This window comes from Pseudomonas sp. FP603 (assembly GCF_030687415.1).
Taxonomy (GTDB): domain Bacteria; phylum Pseudomonadota; class Gammaproteobacteria; order Pseudomonadales; family Pseudomonadaceae; genus Aquipseudomonas; species Aquipseudomonas wuhanensis.
On record NZ_CP117431.1, the window covers coordinates 5,615,611 to 5,628,806 of the forward strand.

Consider the following 13,196-nt stretch of genomic DNA (forward strand, 5'->3'; position numbering starts at 1 on the left):
CAGAATATGGTCTTGTTCACGAGCCATTAACGCAGACCCTCCAGCCAGCCATCGAGACTTCTGAAGGCATCATTAAAGGTGCGATCCAGTTGCAGTGGCGTGATTGAAACATAGCCTTGCATCACCGCATGGAAATCGGTACCCGGGCCGCCATCTTCAGCATCCCCCGCCGCGGCGATCCAGTAACCGGATTTACCGCGCGGGTCGACCACTTTCATCGGTGCCGCGGCGCGGGCGCGATGGCCGAGGCGGGTCAGCTGAATTCCGCGGATGTGCTCCAGAGGCAAGTTGGGAATGTTCACGTTCAGTACCGTGCGCGGTGGCAGTTCAAGGTCCGCGTGAGCCTCTACCAGTTTGCGCGCAAAATAAGCGGCTGTGGGGAGGTTCTCTACTTGCCGTGAGACGAACGAAAAGGCAAACGAAGGACGCCCAAGGAAACGTCCCTCGAGGGCCGCCGCCACGGTGCCGGAATACAGCACGTCATCTCCCAGGTTGGCCCCCAGGTTGATGCCGGAAACCACCATGTCCGGCTCGAGTTCCAGCAAGCCGTTAAGGCCCAGGTGCACGCAGTCGGTGGGTGTGCCGTTGAGGCTGATAAAGCCATTGGCCAAGGTATGCGGGTGCAACGGACGGTCGAGCGTCAGCGAGCTGCTGGCGCCGCTTTTGTCCTGGTCCGGGGCGATAACCACGCATTCGGTGTAATCCGCCAGCGCAGCATAAAGCGCGGCGAGACCGGGTGCGGTTACCCCATCGTCGTTAGAAATCAGAATACGCATGGGCTGTCCGTCTGCCCCACCGGCACCAGATCGACGAGTTCACGCACCAATACGGTGGCGAAGCATCCGGCCGGCAGGACGAATTCCAGTTGCAGAATGTCAGGCTCGGGATAATGCCACGTCAACCCGCCAATGGGCAGCCGCAGGATGCGACGTTCGTGGCTCATTCCGGCGTTAATCAACCAATCGCGCAGATCCGCTTCGCGCGCGGCGATTACCTGCTCCAGTTCATGGACAGCGCCTGACGTCGGCGAGTCACCTTCGCCCCACTGCGGGCCGGTCGGGTGCAGGTCGAGAATCGCCAGGCGAGGGTCACTGCATTCGGCCTCTCCGGCCGGGAAAAAACTGCGGCTGTCGGTGAACGCCAGCAGATCACCCACCTGAGCGCGCTGCCAGGTGCCATCGACGACACGCGCCGCCAACACTTGATTGAACAGAAAACTGCGCGCAGTGGAGAGCAGCCGCGAACGTACGTTGCGTTGTTCCGGCAGGGCCTTGCGCGCTGCCCAGGCACGGGCGTCGACGACGTTGCCGCCGTCATGCCCGAACCGCTGGGCGCCAAAATAATTGGGAATACCTTGCTTGGCGATCAGCTGCAGACGCTCTTCAATCGCTGCCTTGTCACCGGCGAACTGGGTCAAGCGCAAGGTGAAGCCATTGGCCGAGTGGGCACCGCGTTGCAGTTTGCGTTTATGCCGACCGGTCTTGAGGATTTTCAGCGTGTCGTTTTCCGCCGCCGACAGATCAGGATCAGCCTTGCCCGGCAGTTGCACGCTGAACCACTGGCGAGTCAGCGCCTGTCGGTCCTTGAGGCCGGCATAGCTGACAGTACGCAACGGCACACCCGCCGCCTTGGCGATGCGCCGTGCCGCTTCTTCGGTATTCAGACCGCGCTTTTCCACCCAGATCCACAGGTGTTCACCTTCGCCGCTGAAGGGAATATCGAGGACTTCGTCAACCTGGAAATCTTCCGCCGTGGCTTTCAATACCGCACTGCCGAGGGCTTGACCATAGGCCCGAGGGCCGAGCAATTGCAGTTCGTTCATGCGCGCAGCAACAGAGCAACGGAGTGCACGGCAATGCCTTCTTCGCGCCCCACAAAGCCAAGCTTTTCGGTGGTGGTAGCTTTTACGTTCACTTGATCCAACTCAACTTGAAGATCCGCGGCAATCAGCGCGCGCATCGATTCGATATGCGGGGCCATTTTCGGGGCCTGGGCGACGATGGTGTTATCGACGTTGCCGACTTTCCAACCCTTGGCATGGATCAGCGCGACAACGTGACGCAACAGCACACGGCTGTCGGCGCCCTTGAATTGCGGGTCGGTGTCAGGGAAGTGCTTGCCGATATCACCCAGCGCAGCTGCGCCGAGCAAGGCATCGCTCAAGGCGTGCAGCAGGACATCACCGTCGGAATGGGCGAGCAGCCCGAAGCTGTGTGCAATCCGCACGCCGCCCAGTGTGATGAAATCGCCTTCACCGAAACGGTGCACATCGTAGCCGTGGCCAATACGCATAAAAAAACGCCCCGATTTTTGTCAGGGCGTGATTCTACCTGCATTAGACGCCTAGGGCGCGTGCATGATGTTGCAAGTGGTCGTCAATGAAGCTGGCGATGAAGAAATAACTGTGGTCGTAGCCCGGCTGAAGACGCAACGTCAGCGGATGACCCGCCAGTTTAGCGGCCTGTTGCAGGGCTTCAGGCTTGAGCTGGGTGGCCAGGAAATCATCGCGATCACCCTGATCGACCAGCAGCGGCAGCTTCTCGTAAGCCTCGGCAATCAATGCACAGGCATCCCATTCACGCCACTTCGAACGGTCTTCTCCCAAGTAACGGGAAAAGGCTTTCTGGCCCCAAGGGCAATCAATCGGATTGTTGATCGGCGAGAACGCCGACACCGACAGATAACGCCCCGGATTGCGCAAGGCGCAGACCAACGCGCCGTGCCCCCCCATGGAGTGACCGCTGATGCCACGCTTGTCCGATGTCGGGAAATGCGCTTCGACCAATGCCGGCAATTCCTGCACGACATAGTCATGCATCCGATAGTGCCGCGACCACGGTTCCTGCGTGGCATTCAGATAAAACCCGGCACCGAGACCGAAGTCCCAGGCACCGTCCGGATCACCCGGCACATCAGGGCCGCGCGGGCTGGTATCCGGTGCGACGATGATCAGCCCCAGCTCGGCGGCCATGCGCATGGCACCGGCCTTTTGCATGAAGTTCTCATCAGTGCAGGTCAGGCCGGACAACCAGTACAGCACCGGCAGTTTACCGCCCTGCTCCGCTTGCGGTGGCAGGTATACGGCGAACACCATGTCGCAACCGAGCACTTCCGAACGATGCCGATAGCGTTTGTGCCAGCCGCCGAAGCTTTTCTGGCAGGAGATATTTTCCAGGCTCATTACCGACCTCAGAAATGGATGACGCTACGGATGCTTTTGCCTTCATGCATCAGGTCAAACGCCTTGTTGATATCTTCCAGGCCCATCGTGTGGGTGATGAAGGTATCCAGCGGAATCTCGCCGGTCTGGGCCATTTCGACATAGCTTGGCAACTCGGTACGCCCGCGCACACCGCCGAACGCAGAACCGCGCCAGACGCGACCGGTCACCAGTTGGAACGGACGGGTTGAGATTTCCTGACCGGCACCGGCCACGCCGATGATCACCGACTCACCCCAGCCTTTGTGGCAGCACTCAAGTGCAGCACGCATCAACTGGACGTTGCCGATGCATTCGAAGGAAAAGTCGACGCCGCCATCGGTCATGTCGACGATCACTTCCTGAATCGGACGATCGAAGTCTTTCGGGTTTACACAATCGGTCGCGCCCAATTGCCTGGCGATCTCGAACTTGGCCGGGTTGATGTCGATGGCGATGATCCGCCCTGCCTTGGCTTTGACCGCGCCAATCACAGCCGACAGACCAATGCCACCCAGACCGAAGATGGCGACGGTGTCACCTGGTTTGACCTTGGCAGTGTTGATTACCGCGCCGATGCCAGTGGTGACGCCACAACCCAGCAGGCAGACTTTTTCCAGGGGTGCTTCTTTTTGAATCTTGGCGACGGAGATTTCCGGCAGCACGGTGTACTCGGAAAACGTCGAGGTGCCCATGTAGTGGAAAATCGTTTCGCCCTTGTAGGAAAAACGCGAAGTGCCATCCGGCATCAAGCCTTTACCCTGGGTCGCACGAATCGCCTGGCAGAGGTTGGTTTTGCCCGACAGGCAGAACTTACACTTGCCACATTCCGGGGTGTACAGCGGGATCACATGGTCGCCGACCGCGACCGAAGTCACGCCCTCGCCGATCGCTTCGACCACCGCGCCACCCTCATGACCCAGGATCGACGGGAAGATACCTTCCGGGTCCGCCCCCGAGAGGGTGTAGGCATCAGTATGACAGACACCGGAGGCGACGACGCGCAGCAGGACTTCACCCGCCTTGGGCATGGCGACATCGACTTCAACGATCTCGAGGGGTTTCTTGGCCTCGAAGGCAACGGCGGCGCGCGACTTGATCATGTTGACTCTCCAGTGAATAAAAACGAGACAAGAAGTGTAATACAGCGACATCCGATGAATAATCAGGGTAAAAGCAAAACATTATTGCCATACAGGGATAATCCTGATGTCCGAAAACCGCTGGGAAGGCATCGATGAGTTCGTCGCCGTGGCCGAGTGCAGCCAATTCACCGCTGCGGCTGAACGCCTTGGGGTTTCTTCCTCTCACATCAGTCGCCAAATCGTACGACTGGAAGAGCGCCTGCAAACCCGTTTGCTCTATCGCAGCACCCGCAGAGTCACGCTGACCGAGGCCGGGCAAACCTTTTTGCAGCATTGCCAGCGTTTGCAGGACGGTCGCGAAGAAGCACTGCGCGCTGTCGGCGATCTGACCAGCGAACCCAAGGGCATGCTGCGCATGACCTGTGCCGTGGCCTACGGCGAACGATTCATTGTGCCTCTGGTGACTCGCTTCATGGGGTTGTATCCGCAACTGCGCGTCGACATCGAGCTGAGCAATCGACCGCTCGATCTGGTGCATGAAGGGCTGGACCTGGCCATCCGCCTCGGCCGCCTGCAGGATTCAAGATTGGTCGCCACACGCCTGGCACCACGGCGCATGTACCTGTGCGCCTCGCCGTCCTACCTGGAACGGTATGGTCGCCCACACAGCTTGTCGGAGCTGAGTCGCCATAATTGCCTCATCGGCAGCTCGGATATCTGGCAACTGGAACAGAACGGGCGGGAATTTTCCCAGCGCGTACAGGGAAACTGGCGCTGCAACAGTGGGCAGGCGGTGTTGGATGCCGCGCTACAAGGGGTTGGGTTGTGTCAGTTACCGGATTACTACGTCCTGGAATACCTGAAAAACGGAGAATTGATTTCGCTGCTGGAAGCCCATCAGCCGCCAAACACAGCGGTTTGGGCGCTTTATCCGCAGCAACGGCATCTGTCGCCGAAGGTGCGCAAGTTGGTGGATTACTTGAAGGAAGGGTTGGCCGAACGGCCGGAGTACCGGAGTTAGCTCTATCCGTGAGTGTCAATGACAGGTTCATTGCCTCAGCTACCGCTTTCGCGAGGCGGAGGCCCGCCTGAACACGAAAAGACTTAGCGGCGGTTAGTCCAACGCTGCCGCAACCATTCAAGGTCTTCGGGGCGAGTGACCTTGATGTTATCGGATCGCCCTTCAATCAGACGCGGCGCCTGACCCGACCACTCCATGGCCGAGGCTTCATCGGTGACAACAACGTCCGCCACCAGACTGTCCGCCAACGCCCGATGCAACGCGCCAAGGCGAAACATTTGAGGCGTATAGGCCTGCCAGATCACACTGCGATCCACCGTTTCCAGAACGCGCCCATGCTTGTCGACCCGCTTGAGGGTATCGCGCGCAGGCACCGCCAATAAACCGCCTACCGGATCGTCGGCCAGCTCACTGAGCAATTTATCGAGATCATCACGCGCCAGATTCGGTCGTGCGGCATCGTGAACCAACACCCAATCCTCATCATCAGCGCCTTGTGCATGCAGATGCAGCAAGGCATTGAGCACCGACCCGGAACGCTCGGCGCCACCTTCGACCCGCTGAATACGCGGATCAGTAGCACACGCCAGGTTCGGCCAGTAAGGATCATCAATTGCAAGACTGACCACCAACCCTTTCAGGGCAGGGTGATCGAGGAAACAGCCGAGGCTGTGTTCGAGAATAGTGCGCCCGCCCAGTTGCAAGTATTGCTTGGGGCGGTCCGCGGCCATACGGGCACCGACGCCCGCGGCAGGAATCACGGCCCAGAAGGCCGGTAACGAATTAATCATTGGGCCAACTGGTAAAGGGTTTCACCGTCCTTGACCATGCCCAACTCATGACGAGCCCGTTCTTCAACGGTCTCCATGCCCTTCTTCAATTCGCTGACTTCGGCGTCCATCACCCGATTACGCTCCAGCAACGCCTCGTTCTCGGCGTGTTGATCCGCAATCTGCTGCTTCAGCTCGGCCACTTGCGCCAGACTGCCATTACCCACCCACAGGCGGTACTGCAGGCCAGCCAGCAGCAAGAGCAGGACGAGGAACAACCAATTGGGACTGCGCATCGAATATCAGGTATCCAGTGAAAAAAGACAGCCATGCCAAAACTTTGAAGCTTCTGATAGCACGAAGCCTGGAAGAACCAGGCTTGTGCTCTTAAGGCATCAGATTAGTGGCAAATCCGTCGCTGTCGCGATTTTTCCGACACAATCCGGTGTCTTTTTTACCGTTTAGCAATCAGCCGCGGAACTCGCTGCGACCGTTGTACTTGGCTTTGCCATTCAACTGCTCTTCGATACGCAGCAGTTGGTTGTACTTGGAAACACGGTCGGAACGGCACAGGGAGCCGGTCTTGATCTGGCCAGCCGCAGTGCCCACAGCCAGGTCGGCAATGGTCGAATCTTCGGTTTCGCCGGAACGGTGCGAGATTACGGCGGTGTAACCAGCGGCCTTGGCCATCTGGATGGCTTCCAGGGTTTCGGTCAGGGTGCCGATCTGGTTGAACTTGATCAGGATCGAGTTGGCGATCTTTTTATCGATGCCTTCTTTCAGGATCTTGGTGTTGGTCACGAACAGGTCGTCACCCACCAGCTGAGTCTTCTCGCCGATCTTGTCGGTGAGGATTTTCCAGCCAGCCCAGTCGGACTCGTCCAGACCGTCTTCGATGGAGATGATCGGGTAACGCTCGGTCAGACCTTTCAGGTAATCGGCGAAACCTTCAGCGGTGAACACCTGGCCTTCGCCGGACAGGTTGTACTTGCCGTCTTCGTAGAATTCGCTAGCTGCGCAGTCCAGAGCCAGGGTCACGTCGGTGCCCAGCTTGTAACCGGCGTTGGCCACGGCTTCGGAGATCACTTTCAAAGCGTCTTCGTTGGAGGCAAGGTTCGGCGCGAAACCACCTTCGTCACCGACGGCAGTGCTCAGACCACGGGCCTTCAGTACAGCTTTGAGGTGATGGAAAATCTCGGTGCCCATGCGCAGACCTTCCGAGAAAGACTTGGCGCCTACCGGCTGAACCATGAATTCCTGAATGTCGACGTTGTTATCAGCGTGCTCGCCACCGTTGATGATGTTCATCATCGGAACCGGCATCGAGTAAACACCCGGGGTGCCGTTCAGGTTAGCAATGTGCGCGTACAGCGGCAGGTCCTGGTCCTGTGCTGCTGCCTTGGCCGCGGCCAGGGAAACGGCGAGGATCGCGTTGGCGCCCAGGGTCGCTTTGTTTTCGGTGCCGTCCAGCTTGATCATCGCGTGATCCAGCGCTTTCTGGTCGCTTGGGTCTGCACCCAGCAACAGATCGCGGATCGGACCGTTGATGTTGGCGACGGCTTTCAGAACGCCTTTGCCCAGGTAACGGCTCTTGTCGCCATCACGCAGCTCGAGTGCTTCACGCGAGCCAGTGGAAGCACCGGATGGCGCGCAAGCGCTGCCGATGATGCCGTTATCGAGAAGCACGTCTGCTTCCACAGTGGGATTGCCACGGGAGTCGAGAACTTCACGACCTTTGATGTCGACGATTTTTGCCATTGTTGTAAACACTCCAAAGTTGACGAAAACGACGCAGCTGAAGGAAATCTTTTATCGTCGGCAAGTGACAGACAGCGGGCAGGCTTGCCGGACGATAAGGCTCAAGCCCGAGGGCTTGAGCATTAAATCGTGCGGTACTTTACCGGAGAATTGAGGTTTACGCGGTTTCTACCGTCGGAAAACTCTTCACCAGTTCGTCCAGTGCTTTGAGTTGGGCCAGGAAGGGTTCCAGTTTGTCCAGACGCAAGGCGCAAGGGCCGTCGCATTTGGCGTTGTCCGGATCCGGGTGTGCTTCGAGGAACAGACCGGCCAGCGACTGGCTCATGCCGGCCTTGGCCAGGTCGGTGACCTGGGCACGACGACCACCAGCGGAATCGGAGCGACCGCCGGGCATTTGCAGCGCGTGGGTCACGTCGAAGAACACCGGGTATTCGAACTGCTTCATGATGCCGAAGCCAAGCATATCGACGACCAGGTTGTTGTAGCCGAAGCTCGAACCACGCTCGCAGAGGATCAACTGATCGTTACCCGCTTCTACGCACTTGTTCAGGATGTGTTTCATTTCCTGAGGCGCAAGGAACTGGGCTTTCTTGATGTTGATCACCGCGCCGGTCTTGGCCATCGCGACCACGAGGTCGGTCTGGCGCGACAGGAAGGCCGGCAACTGGATGATGTCGCAGACTTCCGCGACGACCGCGGCCTGATCAGGCTCGTGGACGTCGGTGATGACCGGCACGCCAAAGGCTTGCTTGATGTCCTGGAAAATCCGCATGCCCTCTTCCAGGCCGGGGCCACGGTAAGAGGTCACAGAAGAACGGTTCGCCTTGTCGAAACTGGCCTTGAACACGTAAGGGATACCGAGTTTCTCGGTGACCTTTACGTACTCTTCGCAGACCTGCATCGCCATGTCGCGGCTTTCCAGCACGTTCATGCCGCCGAACAGCACCATTGGCTTGTCGTTGGCAATCTCGATGTTGCCTACGCGGATGATTTTCTGCGCCATCAGGTTTACGCCTTCTTCTGGTGTTGGGCCAAAGCGGCTTTGACGAAGCCGCTGAACAATGGGTGACCATCGCGTGGTGTCGAGGTGAACTCAGGGTGGAACTGGCAAGCGACGAACCATGGATGATCCGGCGCTTCGACCACTTCAACCAGCGCGCCATCACCGGAGCGACCGGAGATTTTCAGACCGGCCTCGATGATTTGTGGCAGCAGGTTGTTGTTCACTTCGTAGCGATGACGGTGACGCTCGACGATCACATCCTTGGCGTAGCAATCGTGCACCAGGGAACCTGGCTCAAGCAGGCAATCCTGAGCGCCAAGGCGCATGGTGCCGCCCAGATCGGAGGTTTCGGTGCGGGTTTCGACTGCGCCGGTGGCATCTTCCCACTCGGTGATCAGACCCACGACCGGGTGACCGCTGGCGCGATCGAACTCGGTGGAGTTGGCGTCTTTCCAGCCCATGACGTTACGAGCGAACTCGATAACGGCCACTTGCATGCCCAGGCAGATGCCCAGGTACGGAACCTTGTTTTCGCGAGCGTATTGAACGGCAGTGATCTTGCCTTCAACACCACGCAGACCAAAGCCGCCCGGTACCAGAATCGCGTCGACGCCTTCCAGCAGCGCGGTGCCCTGGTTTTCGATGTCTTCGGAATCGATGTAGCGCAGGTTGACCTTGGTGCGGTTGCTGATGCCGGCGTGACTCATCGCTTCGATCAGCGACTTGTAGGCGTCCAGCAGCTCCATGTACTTGCCGACCATGGCGATGGTGACTTCGTGTTCCGGGTTCAGCTTGGCATCCACCACCGCTTCCCACTCGGACAGATCGGCGCTGTCGCATTGCAGGCCGAAACGCTCGACAACGAAATCATCCAGGCCCTGGGAGTGCAGAATGCCCGGGATCTTGTAGATGGTGTCGGCGTCTTCCAGCGCGATCACCGCACGTTCTTCAACGTTGGTGAACTGCGCGATCTTGCGACGCGAAGAGATGTCGATCGGGTGATCGGAGCGGCACACCAGCACGTCTGGCTGCAAGCCGATGGAACGCAGTTCCTTGACCGAGTGCTGAGTTGGTTTGGTTTTGGTTTCGCCGGCCGTGGCGATGTACGGCACCAGCGTCAGGTGCATCAGCATCGCGCGCTTGGCGCCGACTTCGAAACGCAATTGACGGATCGCTTCGAGGAACGGTTGCGACTCGATGTCACCCACGGTGCCACCGATCTCGACCATGGCCACGTCGGCATCGCCGGCGCCCTTGATGATCCGGCGCTTGATTTCGTCGGTGATGTGCGGGATCACCTGAATGGTTGCGCCCAGGTAATCACCACGACGCTCTTTGCGCAGGACGTGTTCATAGACACGGCCGGTGGTGAAGTTGTTGTTCTGGGTCATGGTCGTGCGGATGAACCGCTCGTAGTGGCCCAGGTCCAGGTCGGTCTCGGCGCCGTCGTGGGTGACGAACACTTCACCGTGCTGGAACGGGCTCATGGTGCCCGGGTCAACGTTGATGTACGGGTCCAGCTTCAGCATGGTGACCTTAAGTCCCCGCGCCTCCAGGATGGCCGCCAATGAAGCCGAGGCAATGCCTTTCCCCAATGAAGAAACAACACCGCCCGTGACGAATATGTAGCGCGTCATGAAAAACCCTAGAAGTCTGCGTTAAAGCGGTCCGAGCCGCCGGGGAAAGCGAAGGAAGGCCGAAGCCCCCGATCACCTGCATTAATCACAGTGCATCTTTCAAAAAAACCGCCGCGTTGGGACAGACCGGTAGATGAAACACCGGTAGGTTGCTCGCTACACATTTTTTGGAATCGCCCAGCAAAGACTGCTTGGTAATCGGCAACTCCTGCGATTCAGGCGAATCCACAGAAGTTGTATCAAGAAGGGAGCGTAGTCTACCGGAAAGCCCCTTTCAGCTCAAACCTTGATCTTCGATCGCAGGCTGCCAATGCAAATACCAGCCAACTTGCTCACCACCATTTAGCCCCCGCAGGTTCGCCACCGCCAGCAATTGCTCGCCTCTGTAGACCAGCGGCAATCTGCCACGGGCGAAGCTCGGGATGCCGCTTTCATTGAGTAAACGCTTCAAGTCACGATGGCCGCGATCGGGCAGGTTCATGACCTCGCCCCCCTCACGATAGCGGATCTGCAGCGGGCCAACGGGGATCTGACCGGTGAACATGAGTACGCCGTTATCCGGCAACGCCAGTGATACCGAGGGATCAGCCCAAGACACCGGCGATGGCTGAGTGCGCAGCCAGCCGCCAGACAACCACCAGAGACGCCCGCCCGCGCGATGCAATTCACCCGCCGCCAGCCGCCAGACCGGACGCGCATCGCCGGTCGCATCGCGCAAATTTTCCCAACCCGACCAATGGTCACTGTCCGGCAAAGTCGTCAGCGATTTGAGCCAATGACTTAACGCATTGCGCTGGCGCGCATCAGACAGTTTTTCCAGGGGTGCCAGCTCCAGCGACGGCAAACCCAACCAATCGAAATCACTGACCGTGGTAGCGTGGGCCAGATCGATTTGCGCCAATTCATCGAGCAACCCCTGCGCTTCACTCAGATGCGCAGCGCTACGAGCCATGGTCGCCACCGCTTGCGGCCAGCGCGCGGTCAACACGGGGAACACCTGATGACGCAGATAATTGCGCGAGAACTGACGGTCCTGGTTCGACGGATCCTCGATCCAGCTCAACTGATATTCAGTCGCGTAGGCCTCAAGCTCGGCGCGAGTGACGTCGAGCAAGGGGCGCAGCAGATGCCCCCGGCCCAAAGGACGCTCGCTCGGCATCCCCGACAACCCTCTCACCCCAGCCCCACGCATCAGCCGAAACAACAGGGTTTCCGCCTGATCGTCACGGTGTTGCCCAGTGAGCAGCACTTCACCGGTATGAGTCGCCGCAATGAAGGCGCCATAACGCGCATCCCGCGCCGCACGCTCAAGGCTGGCGCCAGGTTCAACCTGAACACGCACGACCTCTAGCGGCACTCCCAACGCATCACAGACTGACTGACAATGTTCCGGCCATGCATCAGCCGCAGCCTGAAGGCCATGGTGGACATGAATGGCGGTCAACGCCGGTAAGGATTGGTTTTTTGCGAGGTGTGCGAGAAGGTGCAGCAGGACAGTGGAATCGAGACCACCGGAGAAGGCAATGCGCCAGGCTGTAGCGGTGCGCCAAGGTGCAAGATTCAGCAGGAGCCTGGTTGGCAAATCAATCGTAGGCTGGCTCATATCGGTCACTTCGCACAAATCAAATGTGGGAGCGGGCTTGCTCGCGAAAGCGGCTTAACATTCAACACATCGGTTGTCAGTTATACCGCTTTCGCGAGCAAGCCCGCTCCCACATTGGTTATCCAGCACTTGCCGAAGCAGCGTCAGATCAGAGACCGTAGCTCATCAGACGCTCGTAACGACGGGCCAACAGCGCCTCGTTATCGAACTTCTTCAACATCGCCAGTTGCGAGCTCAGTTCGGCGCGGATCGAGGCAGCCGCAGCGGCCGGGTCACGATGAGCGCCGCCCAATGGCTCGCCGATCACTTTATCGACAATGCCCAGGCCCTTCAGACGCTCGGCAGTGATGCCCATCGCCTCAGCGGCATCTGGAGCTTTCTCGGAAGTTTTCCACAGAATCGAGGCGCAACCTTCCGGAGAAATCACCGCGTAGGTCGAATATTGCAGCATGTTCAGCTGATCGCAGACGCCGATTGCCAGCGCACCACCGGAACCACCCTCACCGATCACGGTGGCGATGATTGGGGTTTTCAGGCGAGCCATGACGCGCAGGTTCCAGGCAATTGCTTCGCTCTGGTTACGCTCTTCAGCGTCGATGCCTGGGTAAGCACCCGGGGTGTCGATGAAGGTCAGGATCGGCATTTTGAAACGCTCGGCCATTTCCATCAGGCGGCACGCTTTGCGGTAGCCTTCCGGACGCGGCATGCCGAAGTTACGGCGAACCTTCTCGCGCACTTCGCGGCCTTTCTGGTGACCGATGATCATCACCGGTTGATCGTCCAGACGGGCAACACCGCCGACAATGGCAGCGTCGTCGGAGAAGTGACGGTCGCCGTGCAGTTCGTCGAACTCGGTGAAGATGTGTTCGATGTAGTCCAGGGTATAAGGACGTTTCGGGTGACGCGCCAGACGTGCGATCTGCCAGCTGGTCAGCTTGCCGAAGATGTCTTCGGTCAGCGTGCTGCTCTTGTCCTGCAGGCGGGAGATCTCATCGCCGATATTCAGCGAATTGTCATTACCGACCAAGCGCAACTCTTCGATCTTGGCTTGCAGGTCGGCGATCGGCTGTTCGAAATCTAGAAAATTCGGGTTCATAGGCGTCCGTCTTGGGTCGACCTC

The 13,196-nt window shown here is 58.8% G+C and carries 13 protein-coding genes; 1 reads left to right on the top strand and 12 read right to left on the bottom strand.

What is annotated here, in order from left to right:
- Window positions 1-26: 26 nt before the first annotated feature.
- From surE to PSH65_RS26045, 5 genes are read right to left on the bottom strand one after another with little or no spacing between them, the layout of a single operon-like run.
- Entirely contained in the window at window positions 27-776 is a 750-nt protein-coding gene (surE, locus tag PSH65_RS26025; protein ID WP_305423189.1) for a 5'/3'-nucleotidase SurE, read from the bottom strand.
- Complete coding sequence (gene truD / locus PSH65_RS26030) at window positions 764-1,822, bottom strand: tRNA pseudouridine(13) synthase TruD (protein WP_305423190.1); 1,059 nt, start codon at window positions 1,820-1,822, stop codon at window positions 764-766. Before truD ends, surE begins: the two co-directional genes overlap by 13 nt.
- Complete coding sequence (gene ispF / locus PSH65_RS26035) at window positions 1,819-2,292, bottom strand: 2-C-methyl-D-erythritol 2,4-cyclodiphosphate synthase (RefSeq protein WP_305423191.1); 474 nt, start codon at window positions 2,290-2,292, stop codon at window positions 1,819-1,821. Before ispF ends, truD begins: the two co-directional genes overlap by 4 nt.
- 43 nt (window positions 2,293-2,335) lie before the next feature.
- On the bottom strand, window positions 2,336-3,181 hold the full coding sequence (gene fghA / locus PSH65_RS26040; RefSeq protein WP_305423192.1) for an S-formylglutathione hydrolase: 846 nt from the start codon (window positions 3,179-3,181) through the stop codon (window positions 2,336-2,338).
- A gap of 8 nt (window positions 3,182-3,189) precedes the next feature.
- Window positions 3,190-4,302: an S-(hydroxymethyl)glutathione dehydrogenase/class III alcohol dehydrogenase gene (locus PSH65_RS26045; protein WP_305423193.1), complete on the bottom strand. Its 1,113-nt coding sequence runs from the start codon at window positions 4,300-4,302 to the stop codon at window positions 3,190-3,192.
- A 106-nt stretch (window positions 4,303-4,408) separates the two neighbouring features.
- Here PSH65_RS26045 and PSH65_RS26050 point away from each other — a divergent pair, with 106 nt between their 5' ends.
- Window positions 4,409-5,305, top strand: coding sequence for a LysR substrate-binding domain-containing protein (locus PSH65_RS26050; RefSeq protein WP_305423195.1), 897 nt, complete (start codon window positions 4,409-4,411; stop codon window positions 5,303-5,305).
- Window positions 5,306-5,388: 83 nt separating this feature from the next.
- Here PSH65_RS26050 and ispD read toward each other — a convergent pair whose 3' ends face one another.
- The 7 genes from ispD to PSH65_RS26085 form a co-directional block, all read right to left on the bottom strand.
- Entirely contained in the window at window positions 5,389-6,096 is a 708-nt protein-coding gene (ispD, locus tag PSH65_RS26055) for a 2-C-methyl-D-erythritol 4-phosphate cytidylyltransferase (protein WP_305423196.1), read from the bottom strand.
- Window positions 6,093-6,371 carry a cell division protein FtsB gene (gene ftsB / locus PSH65_RS26060; protein ID WP_007907178.1) on the bottom strand — a complete coding sequence of 93 codons (279 nt, stop codon included), beginning with the start codon at window positions 6,369-6,371 and terminating at the stop codon, window positions 6,093-6,095. The genes ispD and ftsB overlap by 4 nt, the downstream gene beginning before the upstream one ends.
- Before the next feature lie 172 nt (window positions 6,372-6,543).
- Window positions 6,544-7,833 carry a phosphopyruvate hydratase gene (eno, locus tag PSH65_RS26065; protein ID WP_007907175.1) on the bottom strand — a complete coding sequence of 430 codons (1,290 nt, stop codon included), beginning with the start codon at window positions 7,831-7,833 and terminating at the stop codon, window positions 6,544-6,546.
- A 157-nt stretch (window positions 7,834-7,990) separates the two neighbouring features.
- Window positions 7,991-8,836 (bottom strand): 3-deoxy-8-phosphooctulonate synthase, encoded by an 846-nt coding sequence (gene kdsA, locus PSH65_RS26070; protein ID WP_008072675.1) that lies wholly within the window; start codon window positions 8,834-8,836, stop codon window positions 7,991-7,993.
- Window positions 8,837-8,841: 5 nt separating this feature from the next.
- A complete protein-coding gene (locus tag PSH65_RS26075; protein ID WP_305423197.1) occupies window positions 8,842-10,473 on the bottom strand; it encodes a CTP synthase in 1,632 nt (543 codons plus the stop codon).
- A gap of 274 nt (window positions 10,474-10,747) precedes the next feature.
- Window positions 10,748-12,076 carry a tRNA lysidine(34) synthetase TilS gene (gene tilS, locus PSH65_RS26080; protein WP_305423198.1) on the bottom strand — a complete coding sequence of 443 codons (1,329 nt, stop codon included), beginning with the start codon at window positions 12,074-12,076 and terminating at the stop codon, window positions 10,748-10,750.
- 148 nt (window positions 12,077-12,224) lie between these two features.
- Complete coding sequence (locus tag PSH65_RS26085) at window positions 12,225-13,172, bottom strand: acetyl-CoA carboxylase carboxyltransferase subunit alpha (RefSeq protein ID WP_052966371.1); 948 nt, start codon at window positions 13,170-13,172, stop codon at window positions 12,225-12,227.
- Window positions 13,173-13,196 lie beyond the last annotated feature (24 nt).